16 protein-coding genes are annotated in these 16,212 nt (G+C 44.3%); 11 read left to right on the top strand and 5 right to left on the bottom strand.

What is annotated here, in order from left to right:
* From H571_RS0113415 to H571_RS0113390, 6 genes are all read left to right on the top strand, one after another.
* Window positions 1-2,037 (top strand): exonuclease domain-containing protein, encoded by a 2,037-nt coding sequence (locus H571_RS0113415; RefSeq protein WP_027849755.1) that lies wholly within the window; start codon window positions 1-3, stop codon window positions 2,035-2,037.
* 24 nt (window positions 2,038-2,061) lie between these two features.
* Complete coding sequence (locus H571_RS0113410) at window positions 2,062-2,259, top strand: hypothetical protein (RefSeq protein WP_027849754.1); 198 nt, start codon at window positions 2,062-2,064, stop codon at window positions 2,257-2,259.
* Window positions 2,249-4,990: a sensor histidine kinase gene (locus tag H571_RS0113405; RefSeq protein WP_027849753.1), complete on the top strand. Its 2,742-nt coding sequence runs from the start codon at window positions 2,249-2,251 to the stop codon at window positions 4,988-4,990. The genes H571_RS0113410 and H571_RS0113405 overlap by 11 nt, the downstream gene beginning before the upstream one ends.
* Window positions 4,991-5,051: 61 nt before the next feature.
* On the top strand, window positions 5,052-5,426 hold the full coding sequence (locus H571_RS0113400) for a hypothetical protein (RefSeq protein WP_027849752.1): 375 nt from the start codon (window positions 5,052-5,054) through the stop codon (window positions 5,424-5,426).
* 40 nt (window positions 5,427-5,466) lie between these two features.
* Window positions 5,467-6,069 carry an SCO family protein gene (locus tag H571_RS0113395; protein ID WP_027849751.1) on the top strand — a complete coding sequence of 201 codons (603 nt, stop codon included), beginning with the start codon at window positions 5,467-5,469 and terminating at the stop codon, window positions 6,067-6,069.
* Between the two features lie 10 nt (window positions 6,070-6,079).
* On the top strand, window positions 6,080-6,535 hold the full coding sequence (locus H571_RS0113390) for a copper chaperone PCu(A)C (RefSeq protein WP_027849750.1): 456 nt from the start codon (window positions 6,080-6,082) through the stop codon (window positions 6,533-6,535).
* On the opposite strand, the gene H571_RS0113385 is transcribed toward H571_RS0113390, so the two are convergent.
* From H571_RS0113385 to H571_RS0113375, 3 genes are all read right to left on the bottom strand, one after another.
* Window positions 6,532-7,665, bottom strand: a complete 1,134-nt coding sequence (locus H571_RS0113385) for a DUF294 nucleotidyltransferase-like domain-containing protein (RefSeq protein ID WP_027849749.1) — start codon at window positions 7,663-7,665, stop codon at window positions 6,532-6,534. The two genes, H571_RS0113390 and H571_RS0113385, sit on opposite strands and share 4 nt — an antisense overlap.
* A gap of 153 nt (window positions 7,666-7,818) precedes the next feature.
* A complete protein-coding gene (locus H571_RS0113380; RefSeq protein ID WP_027849748.1) occupies window positions 7,819-9,039 on the bottom strand; it encodes an argininosuccinate synthase in 1,221 nt (406 codons plus the stop codon).
* 164 nt (window positions 9,040-9,203) lie between these two features.
* A complete protein-coding gene (locus H571_RS0113375) occupies window positions 9,204-10,127 on the bottom strand; it encodes a MotY family protein (RefSeq protein WP_027849747.1) in 924 nt (307 codons plus the stop codon).
* A gap of 178 nt (window positions 10,128-10,305) precedes the next feature.
* Between H571_RS0113375 and rnt the strand changes: the two genes are divergently transcribed.
* A complete protein-coding gene (gene rnt, locus H571_RS0113370; protein WP_084482860.1) occupies window positions 10,306-10,935 on the top strand; it encodes a ribonuclease T in 630 nt (209 codons plus the stop codon).
* 2 nt (window positions 10,936-10,937) lie between these two features.
* Here the strand turns inward: rnt and grxD are convergent, their stop codons facing one another.
* Window positions 10,938-11,270: a Grx4 family monothiol glutaredoxin gene (grxD, locus tag H571_RS0113365; RefSeq protein WP_027849745.1), complete on the bottom strand. Its 333-nt coding sequence runs from the start codon at window positions 11,268-11,270 to the stop codon at window positions 10,938-10,940.
* A 191-nt stretch (window positions 11,271-11,461) separates the two neighbouring features.
* Between grxD and H571_RS0113355 the strand changes: the two genes are divergently transcribed.
* From H571_RS0113355 to mnmH, 4 genes are read left to right on the top strand one after another with little or no spacing between them, the layout of a single operon-like run.
* Entirely contained in the window at window positions 11,462-12,646 is a 1,185-nt protein-coding gene (locus tag H571_RS0113355) for an aspartate aminotransferase family protein (RefSeq protein ID WP_027849744.1), read from the top strand.
* A gap of 3 nt (window positions 12,647-12,649) precedes the next feature.
* Window positions 12,650-13,576: an ornithine carbamoyltransferase gene (gene argF, locus H571_RS0113350; protein WP_027849743.1), complete on the top strand. Its 927-nt coding sequence runs from the start codon at window positions 12,650-12,652 to the stop codon at window positions 13,574-13,576.
* A 2-nt stretch (window positions 13,577-13,578) separates the two neighbouring features.
* Window positions 13,579-14,619: a selenide, water dikinase SelD gene (gene selD, locus H571_RS0113345; protein ID WP_027849742.1), complete on the top strand. Its 1,041-nt coding sequence runs from the start codon at window positions 13,579-13,581 to the stop codon at window positions 14,617-14,619.
* Window positions 14,612-15,697 (top strand): tRNA 2-selenouridine(34) synthase MnmH, encoded by a 1,086-nt coding sequence (mnmH, locus tag H571_RS0113340; RefSeq protein WP_027849741.1) that lies wholly within the window; start codon window positions 14,612-14,614, stop codon window positions 15,695-15,697. Before selD ends, mnmH begins: the two co-directional genes overlap by 8 nt.
* A 58-nt stretch (window positions 15,698-15,755) precedes the next feature.
* Here mnmH and H571_RS0113335 read toward each other — a convergent pair whose 3' ends face one another.
* Window positions 15,756-16,193 carry a hypothetical protein gene (locus tag H571_RS0113335; protein ID WP_027849740.1) on the bottom strand — a complete coding sequence of 146 codons (438 nt, stop codon included), beginning with the start codon at window positions 16,191-16,193 and terminating at the stop codon, window positions 15,756-15,758.
* Window positions 16,194-16,212: the final 19 nt, after the last annotated feature.

The following is a 16,212-nucleotide window of genomic DNA, read 5'->3' as shown; positions in this document are numbered from 1 at the left end:
ATGCCAGCACGCCATAAGCTATTAAGCCTTTGGTTACTGCTCAGCGGCATTACCTTTTTTGCTGGCTTATTTTGTGCTGCTTGGTTAGAAAGCCAAATTCAACCAACCGGCAACCTGCGTATTGTTATTTGGGGTGCTTCTTTAGCAAGTGGCCTGCTTGTATTTCTGCTGGGTTTAATTTTAGAAGTGCGCTTAATGCGCCCTTTACGCCATTTACAAGTACAAGTAGCGCGTATGGCAGCCAACCCTGACGCAAAAGATGATTACCCACCCGAAGGATGGTTAGCAACACTACAGCCCGACCTAAACCACCTACGCCAAGGTTGGCGGCAAGATCGTGGTCTACTCACCGATGCACGTATTCAAGGCGCCAAAGATGCCGCCCGTATTCGACAAGAACTAGAAGCCTTATTGCAGGTATTAAAACTGCCTTTACTACTTTGCGATCAGCATCAACGCCTACTTTTATTTAACCCAGCAGCAGAAGAGCTTTTTGCTGGTAATCCTGCTTTAGGTTTAGGTCGCAGACTTCAAGAGCTACTACCTGCACCCAGCTTAATTGATGCCTTACAAAACCTGCCTAAAGATGGCAGTGCACGTCAATTATTACTCCCTCATCGTAACCGCTGGTATCTATGTGATTTGCGTCGGGTTATCGCTAGTCAAGGTGAAGCTTTGCTAATGCTTGAAGACACTACCGAGCGCCAGCAATCTGATACACGTTGGCGCAAGCCGCTTTCCACACTTTTACCAGCCTTACGTGGCCATGCTGCCAATCTAGCTACAGCAGGCGAGTTATTAAGCAATGGCGGTACTACAGCAGAATTAAATCAGCGTTTACAGCTAGCCATGCAAGAAGATAGCCAAGCCTTGAGTAGTTTAATTAACGAATTAGCAAAACTACTCGAAGCGCTACACCTAGATCAAGGCCAGCTAACGGATACTTGGTCCAATGACTTGTGGCAGGCTTTAACGCCTAGCCTTACTCAACTGGAAATCAGCCTTACACCCATCGGCATTCCTCTCTGGTTAAAAGCAGACACACCTAGCTTACTAGGCTTATTACAGCGCGTTCTACTACTTTTAACCGAGGTTACGGGTAAAAAAGCTTTTGAAGCCGAAATACAATTAGGCAATAACCGTGTTTACCTAGACCTTATTTGGCAAGGCCAGCCATTGCATTTAAAACAGCTAAAAGAATGGGGTGAACTACCCCTAGCCAATGAAGAAATATCACCAAGACTGGGGGATATTTTGCGTCGCCATTCCAGTGATTGGTGGAGCCTAGCAGATGCAGACCAAAACTTTGCTCGCTTACGTATACCCTTACCCGCAGCGACGCGTGTGTATCCACCTTTACCAACCATTGAAGCCCGTCCAGAATTTCATGATTTTAGCATTGCAGACTTACCACCACCCACCAGTGAACTAGGTCAGCTGGCACTGAATCAATTAGAGCTGGTTGTTTTTGATACTGAAACCACAGGCTTGGAACTGCGTAAAGGTGACAAGGTTATTAGTATTGGTGCTTGCCGTATTGTTAATGGACGCTTGTTAGCTCAAGAAGTTTTTGATCAAAAAGTTAACCCAGGGCGTAGCATTCCACCGGCTAGTACAAAAATTCATGGCCTTGTTGATGCTGATGTAGAAAAAAGCCCACCCATGAGTGTGGTTCTACCCCGCTTTAGAGAGTTTGTAGGCAATGGTGTGCTAGTGGCTCATAATGCTGCCTTCGATTTACTTGCCGTTACGCTTGAAGGAGCTGAAACAGGTGTAGAGTTCACCATGCCAGTGCTTGATACTTTGCTTTTATCCCGTGGTTTAGATAAAAACCTAGAAGGGCATGGTTTAGATGCGCTAGCTAAACGCTTTCAGCTCACTTTTCCACCCAATACACGTCATACAGCTTTAGGTGATGCACGAGTCACAGCAGAACTGTTGCTGGCTTTATTGCCACGTTTAGAAGCAAGAGGCATAAATACACTACAAGCTGCTTTAGAACTACAAGCTAGCCTTATGCAATCTAAGACCAGCTAATTAAGAAAACTAAAGGAGGCGGTTATGAAAGGCTCACCTACCCGCTCTAGGCTGGTCGGCTTAACGCTTTTAGCTTTAGTGCTTTTTTTGCCACCCATCTTATTACTCTTTGATAGACCGGGGCGTTTAGGCTTATCCATTCTCCCCGTTTACGTTTTCAGTGCTTGGCTGCTTATTATTGGGCTAGCTGCGTGGATACTGGAGCGCAAAGATGAGAACTGAGTTAGTTTCACTCGCTGTTGGCTTTAGTTACCTAGGTATTTTATTTTTAGTTGCAGCCTGGGGTGATAAACGCTCTAGCCAAGGGCGCTCCATTATTAACTCCCCCTTGGTTTATACCCTCTCCATTGCTGTTTACTGTACCGCCTGGACTTTCTACGGCAGTGTGGGTAGAGCCGCAGAAACTGGTTTAAGCTTTTTGTTGATTTATTTGGGTCCAACACTGGCCATGCTTTTAGGCTGGTTTATGATTCGCAAGATGATTCGCATCTCGCGAGCTCAAAAAATCACCTCCATTGCTGACTTTATTAGCGCCCGCTATGGTAAAAGCACTCGCCTAGGTGTTCTTGTTACTCTTATAGCCGTTATTGGCGTTATGCCTTACATAGCGCTTCAATTAAAAGCTATAACCATCAGCCATGCTTTATTAACTGGCTACCCACTTGTTCCAACACAAGCCCTAGTAGAAAAAACCTTTTTAATAGATAAATCATTTTGGGTTGCAATTGTTTTAGCTATTTTTATTATTCTTTTTGGTACTCGTCACCTAGATGCTAGTGAGCGGCATGAAGGCATGGTGGCAGCGATTGCTTTTGAATCCATTGTTAAGTTGTTGGCCTTTTTAGCGGCAGGTATTTTTGTTGTATTTTGGCTTTATCAAGGCCCAATGGATTTATTAGCCCAAGCCGCTAGTAGGCCTGACTTAATCGGCACTTTAGGAATTGATGTAATTCCAGGCGGTGCTGTTGGGTGGGTAGGTACTTTAATTCTTTCTACGTTGGCTTTTATAACGCTACCCAGACAGTTTCAGGTATTAGTCATAGAAAATGTCGATGAACGTCATGTAAAACGTGCTGGCTGGATGTTCCCTCTTTACCTTTTTGCTATCAATATTATGGTGATACCTATTGCTCTAGCTGGCTTACTGCTGGGCGATGGTTCACCCGATGACTATGTTCTTACCCTACCGCTTGCCGCTGGCTTAGAGTTTTTACCTTTATTTGTTTTTATTGGTGGCTTATCGGCTGCAACAGGCATGGTAATAGTTGAAACCATTGCCCTTTCCACCATGGTCAGTAACCACTTGGTAATGCCAGTATTGTTACGCTGGAAATGGCTGCACCTAGATCCAACCCGTAATTTAAGTGGCTGGCTGTTAGGTATTCGCCGCATTGCTATTTTGCTTATTCTTTTGCTTGGCTACCTCTATCACGCTTTAATTGGTGAGTCTTACAGCCTAGTAACAACTGGGCTGGTTTCTTTTACCGCTGTGAGTCAGTTTGCACCAGCCTTATTGCTTGGTCTCTATTGGCGTGGTGGCAATGCCAAGGGAACGGCAGTTGGCTTAATCGGTGGTTTTATTGTTTGGGCCTACACACTCCTCTTACCGGGTTTTGCACTGTCTGGCTGGCTAGATTCTTCATTAATTAACCAAGGTCCTTGGGGTATTGTCTGGCTAAAGCCTTATGCACTCTTTGGGTTAGAAGGCTGGGATATTTATGCCCATGCTTTATTTTGGAGTCTACTTGTTAATATAGGTCTGCTAGTAGGTGTGTCACTATTTACACAGCGATCTAGCTTAGAACAAACCCAAGCGGCTTTATTCACTGAAGCCTTGCGACCCGATGTAATGCAAACACCGCTTTGGCTTGGACAAACCACCAAGGGCGAGCTGTATCAACTCGCTAACCGCTACCTAGGCAAGGTCGCCACCCTAAAAGTTTTTGCACACCTAGGTCATACAGAAGCCCCCAGTGCAGCAGATGAAACACCCGCCTCACCTGCCTTAATTGCCCAAACTGAACAAGCTTTAACTGGGGCTTTAGGTAGTGCTTCAGCTAGGGTGTTAATTAACTCCGTTGTACGGGGCGAAGCCTTAGATATAGAGGCAGTACTCAGTATCTTAGATACCACCTCCCAAGCCTTAGAATACAATAAGCGCCTTGAACAAAAATCAACTGAACTAGCACAAATTGGTGAAGAATTACGAGCAGCTAACGTAAGACTGCGTGAACTCGACAAACTAAAAGATGAGTTTGTTGCCATGGTCAGCCATGAATTACGCACACCTTTAACTTCTATTCGTGCTTTTGCAGAAATACTCAGGGATAGTCCTGAAGTAACCCCTAAACAAAAAAGTCATTTTTTAGACGTTATAGTTAAAGAAAGTGAACGCCTTTCGCGCTTAATAGAAGAAATTTTAGACCTAGCCCGTTTAGAATCTGGGCGGATGCGTTTAGACCTTAAACCCATAAACCTAATTGAATTGGCTAAAGATTCTGCTGATGCGATTACCCAGCTTTATGATGATCGGCAAGTCGACCTAAAACTAATTTTACCCGAGGAGCAAGCTTGGGTTACAGCCGACCCAGATAGACTACAGCAGGTTATTATTAATCTGTTAGATAACGCTAGTAAATTTACTGAACCCGACTCAGCACAAGTAGTAATGAGCATTCATGCACACGCTAAAAACTGGCAGCTAGCAGTGGAAGATAATGGTTCAGGTATTGCCGTAGAAGAACGTGACAAAATATTTGAAAAATTTCATCAGATTCAACAACATAAAGATACCAGTGGCTCAAGACCTAAAGGCTCTGGCTTAGGCTTACCCATTAGTCGAGGTATAATTTCCCACCATAATGGGTGTTTGTATGCTCAAGCTGGCAAGGTTTTAAAAGGAGCAAGGTTTGTTATAGAGCTTCCTGCGATTAAGCCACCAACGAGTAGCTAGCTCACTGGTTGAACCCAGTGTTTACTGGTATATTGACCGCACTTATTTTAAAGGTTGAAGCATGCTTGTAAAACGCCCTTTGTTTAATACCCTAATGCTATTATTAGCCTTGCTGGTTATTTCGCAACGGCTGGTAACACCTTTTTTAGTTGCGCCTATTCAAGTTCATGCCAATGGTTATATCGAAGTGTGTTCCTGGCATGGTGGTTTTGAAAAACGCCTAATTGCTACAGATGGCGAGCTTAGCGAATCACTACAGCCCCTTAACTACTGCCCTGCCTGTCTACCGGCTATTGCCCTTTCTAGCGTAACGGACCTAGCCTATTTAAGCGACCTACCTGCTCAACTGCTTCTCTTTACTGTAATAACCAACCAACAAACCCAACACCCCAACCTTTTAAACCCTTCGCCTAGAGCACCGCCTTTAATTAGCTAACAATCAATAGAACTATTTTGATCGCTAATTAGGAAAACACATGAAAACTAATCGCTCACTGCTGTATATCGGTGCGCTACTGCTTTTAAGCTTGGCTTTTTTTCAAATAAAAAGTGGCTTAGACCAGCCTAGTCCTTCTACTACAAGTGGTAAGCCAACAGGCGCACCTTTTACGCTAACTAGCCAACAAGGTGAGGTTTCATTAAGTGACTTTGAAGGGCAGTTAGCACTTATCTACTTTGGCTATACTTGGTGCCCAGATATCTGCCCCACTTCAATGATTTTTATGGCTAAAGCCGTAAATTACTTGCCAGAAAACTTACAGCATCAGCTACAACCCATCTTTATTTCGGTTGACCCAAAAAGGGATAGCCCTGCAAGGCTTGCTGATTATGTCGATTTTTTTGAAGCAGGCATTATCGGTTTAACTGGCGAAGAAGCTTACCTTGCACAGCTGGCTAAGCAGTATGGTGCGTTTTACCGCTATGTCGAAATTGACTCAGCCATGGGCTATGCCGTCGATCATACTTCAGATTTTTACCTAGTGAACTCAAGTGGCAAACTGCTAGCAACGCTCCCCCATTCTATTAGTGGTGAAGAACTGCAAGCTGTACTTAGCAAAGCCCTAGAAAACCAACTTTAAGGAATTTAAGATGCAAATTTTACGTTTATTAATAGCTTTAACTTTTGTACTGAGTTTTTCTGCTCAGGCAAACGAAATTCAAATACAAAGTGGCTACGTGCGTGCCGTACCCCCAAGCACCCCAGTCACTGCTGCTTTTATGGAAATTCATAACCCAAGCAGTGAGGCGCGTGCGTTAATAAGTGCAAGTAGCCCAGCTGCTAAAGCTGTAGAGCTTCACACCCACACCCAGGTCGAGGGCGTGATGCAAATGCGTCAGGTCGACAAAATAGACCTAGCAGCCAAAAGCACTACCCACTTACAACCGGGCGGCCTACATATCATGCTAATCGGTTTAAAAGCACCATTAAAAACAGATGCTAAGGTGCTAGTTAGCTTAAAATTGGATGATGGCAGCCTAATAGAGCTGAATCTTCCAGTACGCAAAGTGGCGACTCAAGGTCACATGCAAGGTCACCACCACTAATCAGCAAAGTTTTTACGCACTTTTCGCATAAAACTTTTAATCAATTTAAGGTCGATCCTCAGTAGCTGCTTTTGCCTTTCACTTAGCTTCTGAAGGTCGACCCAACTATCTGCCAAACGCCCTGCATCTAAACTTTCTAACTGGGCATCTAGCAACAAGTCTTGCAACTGATTCAAGGCTTGAATCAAATCTTCTGCTTCTAGGGGCAATAAAACCTGCCGTGTAACCAAAGCAATTAAACGCTCTCTAGTCCCTACAGCAGTAACTCCATGCAAGATAGAAAGTAGCCTAGTGCTTGATTGCAAAGGCAGTAAACCTTGTTGTTTTAAGTTTAGGGCATGGCTATGCGGTGCATCTTTAGCGCTGGCCTGTAAACGATCAAAACTATCCAGCGCTACTGGAATCTCATCCAACAAACTAGCCATTTGATTTAAAAAGCCGTGGGCTTTAGGTAGTAACTGGCTTAGTTCAGCTTGAAAGTTTTTGGCTAGGTTTGAGTTACCAAAAACGGGATTAAAATCTAGCAAAATATTGGATAGCTGTACTTTTTTAACTATGCGCCCTGCTGTCCATAAGCGCATCTGCTCTAACCATTCACTACTTGGCTTACGCCATAAAGGCCAACGTGCCATCACATGGCCATTACATAAAGGAATACCTGCCTTAGCTAAACGCTGCGTAAACTCTTCACTTAAATGCTGCATCCAAGTATCAATTTCTAAATAACGCGAAACAGGAAAATCTTCAATAATCATGGCGTTATCTTGGTCTGGACGAAGCAAACTTTCGTGACGTGCGGCTGAACCTAACTGCAAAATACAAAAATCGACTGGTGGTTCGCCCCAGCCATTGGCCTGCATTTCTGCTAGGCTTTTAATAATTGTTTCGCGATACAACCAATCATTATGATCGCTAATTAACTGACTAATACGCCAAGCAGGTACATCCATTTGTTGTAATGCTTTAACAAAACGTAATTGCCAGGGTTTAATTTCAGTTACATCTAGCTGGTGAGGAAAATCGGCAAAAACTTCTTGCAAGGGAGCCAATAAAACTGCGTGATTTAGAAACGGCTGCTGTGGGTTGTCTAAAAGACGCCGCCAAGGTGATGCTCGGGTTAGAATTTGCATAACAACTCCTTGTATTTATTTGGCTCACTAATTATTTATAAGCTTCCTTTCATTCTAGCCATAAGAAAAATGAAAACCCAATAAAAAAGCCCTGCTTCTTTTAGAAAGCAGGGCTTAAGTTAGTAGCGTGTGCTTTTTATAGCTTGTTACGGGCTATAAAAGATTACGGCCTTTTTGTGCGGCAATACGCAAGCGTAGCGCATTTAGCTTAATAAAGCCTTCGGCGTCTTTTTGGTCGTAAGCACCTGCATCATCTTCAAAAGTAGCGATGCTTTCATCAACCAAAGTATCTGCAGACTCACGACCGACAGGAATAACGTTGCCCTTGTAAAGCTTAACACGCACTTTACCGTTCACAAATTCCTGCGACTCATCAATCATTGTTTGCAACATTTTACGCTCTGGGCTCCACCAGTAACCATTATAGATTAGCTCAGCATAGCGAGGCATTAGGTCATCTTTTAGGTGAGCAACTTCACGGTCTAAAGTGATGGACTCAATAGCACGGTGCGCTTTTAACATAATAGTACCGCCGGGTGTTTCATAAGCGCCGCGAGCTTTCATACCCACATAGCGGTTTTCTACAATATCTAAACGGCCAATACCATTAGCACCACCAATTTTATTTAGCTTTTCTAGCACTTCATGTGGCTTAAGTGCTTCACCGTCTATGGCTACAATATCGCCTTTTTCATAGGTTAGTTCTAAATAGGTTGGTTCGTTAGGTGCAGCTTCTGGGCTAACACTCCAACGCCACATGGCTTCTTCTGGCTCTGCCCAAGGGTCTTCCAACAAACCACCTTCATAAGAAATGTGCAGCAGGTTAGCATCCATAGAGTAAGGCGATTTAGTGCCTGCTTTAGCAAAATCAATGGGAATATTGTGCTCTTTAGCGTAGGTCATCAGCTTTTCACGCGATAGCAAGTCCCACTCACGCCAAGGGGCAATTACTTTGACACCTGGCTTCAGTGCATAGGCACCTAGCTCAAAACGTACTTGGTCATTACCTTTACCGGTTGCACCATGAGAAATGGCATCGGCATTGGTTTCATTGGCAATTTCAACCAAACGCTTAGCAATTAACGGGCGTGCAATGGAAGTACCTAATAAATATTCGCCTTCATAAATAGCATTAGCACGGAACATAGGGAAAACATAATCACGAACAAACTCTTCGCGTAGGTCTTCGATGTAAATCTCTTTAACACCCATAGCTTCTGCTTTAGCTCGGGCAGGCTCTAGCTCATCATTCTGACCTAGATTAGCAGTAAAGGTAACCACTTCACACTTGTAGGTATCTTCAAGCCATTTAAGAATAATGGAAGTATCTAGGCCACCGGAATAAGCCAGAACAACTTTTTTTACATCAGACATAGTTTCTCCTTAGACTACCCCAGCCTGAAGGCCAGAAGCAGGAACAGTAAACTGCAAAAGGCTGCCTAAGCAGCCCGAAAACTTATAAAAGGGATTATAGCGCAAGGAAAGTTAAGCGTCAGCGATTAGCGCTTAGAAACCACTTAAAAAGATAGAGAAACTAGTTAAAAAATAGGTTTGATTTCTAATTCACGCTCTAACTTAATGGTGACTCGACGATTTTTACTACGACCTTCAGTGGTGCGGTTGCTTGCTACAGGGTAGCGCTGACCGTGGTACTGGCTTTTAATCATTTCTTGCGGCATGCCTCGTGCCACTAGGTATTCAGTAACTGAGTTAGCTCGCTGGCTTGATAGTTCACGGTTATCACGACGTGTACCCGATGAATCTGAGTGACCATCAACCATTACTAGAACAACTTCTGGGTCGGCATAGGTATAACGCACTAATAAGTCGAGTTGGTCTTTGTCTGCTTGAGTTAATTTAGCGCCACCTAGGTTGAAACCAATAACCACATCGCGAATTTGATCATAATTAACGGGTAGGAGTTGTGCTTGGCAAAGCTGGAAGTCTGCAAAAGCACGGTGAAAATTAACGGGGGTTAAGCTAGCACGACGGTGCTCAATACGCTGGTCTTTATCTTCTTGCAGCATCGAAGGCATTAAACCTTGACGCAAACTTTCAAGAATAAGCTCTGTTTGTGGTGTAGCAATACGAATAGGTAGGTCTGTTTTTTGGAAATCATACTCACCTAAAGAGCGAGTATTCGCACCGGGCATCCACTGAGGTGCAAGGGCAACCAACTTAACCACACCGCCACGAAAAGCATTACGAAAGGGTTGAATTTCCATGCGTACTGTTTCACCAGCACGATGAATAAAGCGAGCTTCACCAAAATTAGGAATATAGTGAGTTAACTCACAGTTAAGCTTAGAAGGGTCACTGGTTTGCCATAAAGCATTTTCATAACCCGCCTGCCAACTACTTGCGTAAGCACCACTAGCTGCTGCCAACACACCTAAACCCACTAGGGCAAATTGTTGCAAGCGTTTAACACTAGGCTGTAGCAAGGCTGTTAGAGAAGGCACACTTAAATCCTTTAATTAACTAGGTTAAACAATTGTCGACCTAGGCAAGTTAAACTTTAGGTAAAAAAATGAAATACCTTGCAGCTATGTTAAGCTAGTTGCTGCTGTAACCCAAGTCTTTCATTTACACGCCGGTCAGGAGCATTGCGTGAACAGTCAGTCGAATGTCAAACATCCCATGTCCAATCGTTTTCGTGGTTATTTGCCCGTAGTAGTGGATGTTGAAACCGCAGGTTTTAATGCAGCTACCGATGCCCTACTTGAAGTGTCTGCCACCACCCTAACCATGGATGAAAATGGCATTATCTTACCTGACCATAGCATTACCAAGCATTTAATTCCCTTTGCTGGCGCCAATATTGAACAGGCAGCTTTAGATTTCACTAAAATCGATTTAAACAATTCTTTTCGGCATAGTATAGCGGTAGACGAACATCAGGCTTTAGATGAGGTTTTTAAAACCATTCGCAAGGCTGTAAAAGCCCATAACTGTACTCGTGCTATTTTGGTAGGTCATAACGCTAGCTTTGATTTAGGTTTTATTAATGCTGCTGTGGAACGCTGCAATATTAAACGCAACCCTTTCCACCCTTTTTCTAGCTTTGACACTGCAACCCTAGCTGCTTTAGCTTACGGTCAAACCGTGTTGTCACGGGCTTGCCTAGCCGCTGGTATACCCTTTGATAACCGTGAAGCACATTCTGCTTGTTACGATACAGAAAAAACCGCCGAACTTTTTTGTACCATTATTAATACTTGGCACCAGCTCGGCGGTTGGGATCTGGCATTAAAAACCATGCCAGAATAGTTTTAGCTTTGTGCTTGAGCTTGCGCTGCTGCTTCTACCATGGGTTGTAATTCACCCTGTTGGTGTAGGTCGCCAATAATATCGCAACCACCAACCAGCTCACCGTTTAACCAAAGCTGTGGAAAGGTTGGCCAGTTAGCATATTTAGGCAGCTCAGCACGCACATCTGGGTGCTCTAGAATATTTACAAAAGCAAACTTTTGACCACAAGCCATTAAAGCTTGTACAGTTTGCGCAGAAAAACCACATTGAGGCAGTTGCGGTGTGCCTTTCATGTAAAGTAAAACAGGGTTGCTAGCAATTTGTTCTTTAATGGTATCGATTGTAGAAGACATTTAACTTACCTTTCTGCAGATTAAAAAATACTTAGGGCTTATACCCGACCAAGTTAGTCAATCTTACCGCTCAAACCAACTGATTAACAAGCAAGATAAAAAAATTAAGTGCACCTTGCCAGTCACTAGGCAAGTGCTTAGACTGATTGTTTTTCGGGTTCGCCCGCTTATCTATGGAGGAAATTTGCACCATGGCTAACTCCGCCCTGATGCACACCTATGGTCGCCTACCTATCGCTTTTGCTGAAGGCAAAGGGGCTTGGCTGACTGACACTAATGGCAAAACCTACCTAGATGCCCTTGCAGGCATCGCAGTATGTGGCCTTGGACATGCGCACCCTGCGGTTACTCAGGCTATTTGTGACCAGGCTAACCGATTAGTGCACACCTCCAATCTTTATCAAATTCCTATGCAAGAAGCTGCCGCTAGTAAGCTAAGTCAGCTTTCGGGCATGGAAAGTATCTTTTTTTGCAATTCCGGTGCAGAAGCCAACGAAGGGGCAATTAAGCTAGCGCGTTTACACGGCCATAAAAAAGGCATAGATGTACCTCACGTGTTAGTGATGGAAAACGCCTTCCACGGCCGCACACTAGCGACTTTAACTGCAACGGGCAACCGTAAGGTACAAGCAGGCTTTGAACCGCTAGTTAGTGGCTTTGTTCGCAGCACCTACAATGATTTAGCCGCCGTCACTAACCTAGTTGAGCGCCGTAACGATATTGCCGCGATTTTGGTTGAACCGATTCAAGGCGAAGGTGGTTTGACACCAGCTACCGATGAATTCATGAATGGTTTGCGAGCGCTTTGTGATAAACATGACCTACTGCTAATGCTTGATGAAGTACAAACGGGCAACTGCCGTACTGGTTATTTTTATGCTTACCAGCGCTATGACTGGAAGCCAGACGTGCTAACTACCGCTAAAGGCTTGGGTAACGGCTTCCCTATAGGTGCTGTTATGGCACAGGGTAAAGCAGCTAATCTATTCCAACCAGGCAACCACGGTTCAACCTATGGTGGAACACCCTTAGGTTGTGCTGTTGTTTTAGCTGTACTAGAAACCCTGGAAAAAGAACAACTTGCTAAACGCGCTGGTGAGTTGGGTGACTACCTAGTTAAACGTTTTACAAAAGCATTTGAAGCTATCCAAGGCGTAAAAGCCATACGTGCACGTGGCCTAATGATGGGTATTGAATTAGACCAGCCTTGTGGCGAACTAGTAGAACTTGCCCTGCACGAAGGCCTACTGATTAATGTAACTGCCGGACAGGTCGTTAGGCTTTTGCCGCCACTTACACTTACCGACGAAGAAGCTGAGCTACTTATCAGCAAGTTAAGCCAACTCATTATAAATTGGCTAGCATCACGGAGCTAACTCATGAGCGTCAGACATTTTTTAACCCTGACAGATCTATCACCACAAGAACTAGAACGCCTTATCCAACGTGCAATTTTACTTAAGCGTCGGCATAAAGAAGGCATAATTGATGAAACCTTAAAAAACCGTGTGTTAGCGATGATTTTTGAAAAATCATCGACTCGTACTCGAGTCTCTTTTGAAGCCGGCATGATTCAACTGGGTGGTGGTTCTATTTTTTTATCACCCAGAGATAGCCAGCTAGGTCGTGGTGAGCCTTTAGAAGACACAGCACGCGTACTATCAGAAATGGTTGATGCCATCATGGTGCGTACTTATTCCCACCAAGATGTTGAAACACTAGCAGCCTATTCAAGTGTACCGGTGATTAATGCACTGACTGATGACTACCATCCTTGTCAGTTGTTAGCTGATGTACAAACCTTTGTAGAATGCCGTGGTAGCCTGCAAGGTAAAACCGTAACCTGGATAGGCGATGGCAACAACATGTGCAATTCCTACATGAAAGCTGCCCGCCAGTTTGACTTTCAGCTAAGGGTTTGTGGACCAGAAGGCTATCAGCCAGATGCACAATTATTAGAAGACCATGCTGACCGTGTCACACTGGTAAGTGACCCTAAAGCCGCAGTTGAAGGTGTACAGCTAGTAGTTACTGATGTTTGGGCTTCCATGGGGCAAGAAGAAGAACAAGCCAAGCGTATGCGTGACTTTGCACCCTACCAAGTCTCTCCTAGCTTAATGGATTACGCAGCCAAAGATGCACTCTTTATGCATTGCTTACCCGCACACCGTGGTGAAGAAATTAGCGAAGATATGCTTGATGATCCCCGCTCGGTAGTCTGGCAAGAAGCGGGAAATCGCCTTCATGCCCAAAAAGCCCTGCTCGAATTCCTTATCACAGGTTCTAACACTCAAGCACCGGTTTAATAATGCAACCAACCCTCCGCTTGACCCAATACAGCCACGGCGCAGGCTGTGGCTGTAAAATTGCTCCCCAAGTACTTGATACCATTCTGGCTACCGCTGGTAGCCAGTTACCCGATTCACGGCTTTGGGTTGGCAATAGTTCCAAAGATGACGCCGCTGTTTTTGAACTAAATGCTGAACAGGGTGTAGTTTCGACTACCGACTTTTTTATGCCCATCGTTGATGATGCCTATGACTTTGGGCGCATCGCTGCAACCAACGCCATTAGCGACATCTACGCCATGGGTGCAACACCCTTAATGGCCATTGCTATTCTTGGCTGGCCAATAGACAAACTACCCGCTGAAGTTGCTAGCGAAGTAATACGAGGTGCTCGCAGTGTTTGCGATACTGCTAACATTGCGCTTGCAGGCGGCCATTCCATTGATGCACCTGAACCCATTTTTGGTTTAGCTGTTACCGGCTTAGTGCAAAAAGAACGCATGAAGCGCAATGATACGGCTAAAGTTGGTGATAAACTTTACCTTACTAAACCCCTAGGCATAGGTTTATTAACCACTGCAGAAAAGCAAAACAAGCTTAAACCTGAAGATAGAGGTGTTGCTTGTGAACTCATGTGTACCCTAAATAAAATAGGTACAGACTTTGCTGGCATTGCGGGTGTTCATGCCATGACTGATGTGACAGGTTTTGGGCTACTCGGCCACCTAATAGAAATGGCCGATGGCAGTGGTTTAACAGCTAAATTAAATGACTCTGCAATTCCTCGCCTAAAATCGACCGACTATTACCTAGCAGAAGGTTGTATTCCAGGCGGTACAGAACGTAATTTTGCTAGTTATGGTCATCGTATTGCACCCCTAACAAAGCAGCAAAAACTACTATTTTGTGATCCACAAACCAGTGGTGGACTTCTAATCGCTCTAGCACCCACTGCAGAAAAAGAATTTCTAGACCTAGCCGCTAGTCAGGGTTTAAACCTTCAATCTATTGGTGAGTTCCACTCAGCTAGCGAGTTTGCCGTAGAGGTGCTCAGTGCTTGAGCAAACCGATGACTATAAAAATATTCTACTAAGCAATGCTCCCCTTATGGATACTCGAGCACCCATCGAGTTTATTCAGGGTAGCTTCCCCACAGCCAGCAACCTGCCACTAATGAATGATGAAGAAAGAGCAGCCGTTGGCACCTGTTACAAAAAAAAGGGGCAAGCAGCAGCTATTAAGCTAGGGCATCAACTGGTAAGCGGTGAAACCAAACAAGCACGTTTAGAAGCTTGGTTAAGCTATATAAAAGCCAACCCTAAGGGCTACCTCTACTGTTTTCGTGGCGGTATGCGTTCGCAGCTAGTCCAAGAGTGGCTTCATCAAGCGGGAGTGGATTACCCACGCATTAAGGGTGGTTATAAAGCACTTAGGCAGTTTTTAATCCAAAATACCGAGCAAAGCCTCCAAGCTTTACCCCTACTAATACTTGGTGGTATGACCGGTTGCGGCAAAACAGAAATTCTTAGCCAGCTAAGTAACAGTATCGACTTGGAAGGCCATGCCTACCATAGAGGCTCTAGCTTTGGTCGCCATGCCAAACCTCAACCTAGTCAAATTAATTTTGAAAACAACCTAAGTATTGACCTACTAAAAAAACGTCAGCAGGGTGCAAAACAATTAATTTTAGAAGATGAAGGCCATATTATTGGACGCTGCGCCTTACCAATGAAGCTTGTTAAACAAATGAAACTAGCCAAACTTGTTTGGCTAGAAGCCCCTTTAGAAGAGCGTATAGAGCGGGTATTAAAAGATTATGTTATCAACTTACAGCAAGAATTTATTAATCTTCAAGGCGAGGACAAAGGTAAAGAAGCGTTTGCTGAGCACCTACTAGCTAGTTTAAACCGTATAACTAAGCGTTTAGGCATGGAGCGCTATCAACAACTGCAACAGCTAATGCAGGCAGCACTTAATAAGACTGATTTAAGCACTAGCCTAGGTATTCATCGAGAATGGATAAGGCTGCTGCTAGAAAGTTATTACGATCCTATGTATCAATACCAGCGTAAAAAGAAAGCCAGTCAAATTATTTATCATGGCAGGGCAGAAGAAGTTAGTGCATTTTTGAGGCAATAAAAAGCCCTGCCTTAGCAGGGCTAATAACTAAAAAAGCGCTTTAAAATTAAGCCTAGTTTTAAACCAGCTTCTGCAAATCATTAAAGCTAGTATCATTACCAGGAGCACTACTTTTAGGTGCTGTTTGGGCAGCCTGAGTTAGGTTTACTTCTTGAGGCTGCTGAGCTACCGCTTCACTCGTATTTCTATTGCTTGCTGTTTGACCTGCGCCTTCAGCAATTTCAATCGCTGGGCGAATAATGCTACCCGCAGGACGGTTAGCTTCATAAAGTGGTACCTGCTCGGTTGTTTCACCTAAACGTGTAACAACACCCGCTGGTTGACTAGATACAGCTGCAACAGAAGAGTCGGCTGTTTCAACGCCACTACTTGCCATAGGATTGCTAGAGGCTTGTTCTGCTACTTCAGTTGTATTGGCTTCTCGCTGACCTTGTACACTACGCACATCCTGACGTGTTGCTGCTGCCGCCACATTGTTAATGTTAGATTCAATCATAATTGCACCTCAGCTAGTT

It is taken from the genome of Marinospirillum minutulum DSM 6287 (assembly GCF_000422325.1).
Classification (GTDB): domain Bacteria; phylum Pseudomonadota; class Gammaproteobacteria; order Pseudomonadales; family Halomonadaceae; genus Marinospirillum; species Marinospirillum minutulum.
This window is presented reverse-complemented; position numbering and strand designations above follow the sequence as displayed.

Bases quoted from the DNA above. Each gene is read 5' to 3' on its own strand.
- H571_RS0113415 (WP_027849755.1), top strand. From the start codon at position 1: ATGCCAGCACGCCATAAGCTATTAAGCCTTTGGTTACTGCTCAGCGGC.
- H571_RS0113410 (WP_027849754.1), top strand. From the start codon at position 2,062: ATGAAAGGCTCACCTACCCGCTCTAGGCTGGTCGGCTTAACGCTTTTA.
- H571_RS0113405 (WP_027849753.1), top strand. From the start codon at position 2,249: ATGAGAACTGAGTTAGTTTCACTCGCTGTTGGCTTTAGTTACCTAGGT.
- H571_RS0113400 (WP_027849752.1), top strand. From the start codon at position 5,052: ATGCTTGTAAAACGCCCTTTGTTTAATACCCTAATGCTATTATTAGCC.
- H571_RS0113395 (WP_027849751.1), top strand. From the start codon at position 5,467: ATGAAAACTAATCGCTCACTGCTGTATATCGGTGCGCTACTGCTTTTA.
- H571_RS0113390 (WP_027849750.1), top strand. From the start codon at position 6,080: ATGCAAATTTTACGTTTATTAATAGCTTTAACTTTTGTACTGAGTTTT.
- H571_RS0113385 (WP_027849749.1), bottom strand. From the start codon at position 7,665: ATGCAAATTCTAACCCGAGCATCACCTTGGCGGCGTCTTTTAGACAAC.
- H571_RS0113380 (WP_027849748.1), bottom strand. From the start codon at position 9,039: ATGTCTGATGTAAAAAAAGTTGTTCTGGCTTATTCCGGTGGCCTAGAT.
- rnt (WP_084482860.1), top strand. From the start codon at position 10,306: ATGTCCAATCGTTTTCGTGGTTATTTGCCCGTAGTAGTGGATGTTGAA.
- grxD (WP_027849745.1), bottom strand. From the start codon at position 11,270: ATGTCTTCTACAATCGATACCATTAAAGAACAAATTGCTAGCAACCCT.
- H571_RS0113355 (WP_027849744.1), top strand. From the start codon at position 11,462: ATGGCTAACTCCGCCCTGATGCACACCTATGGTCGCCTACCTATCGCT.
- argF (WP_027849743.1), top strand. From the start codon at position 12,650: ATGAGCGTCAGACATTTTTTAACCCTGACAGATCTATCACCACAAGAA.
- selD (WP_027849742.1), top strand. From the start codon at position 13,579: ATGCAACCAACCCTCCGCTTGACCCAATACAGCCACGGCGCAGGCTGT.
- H571_RS0113335 (WP_027849740.1), bottom strand. From the start codon at position 16,193: ATGATTGAATCTAACATTAACAATGTGGCGGCAGCAGCAACACGTCAG.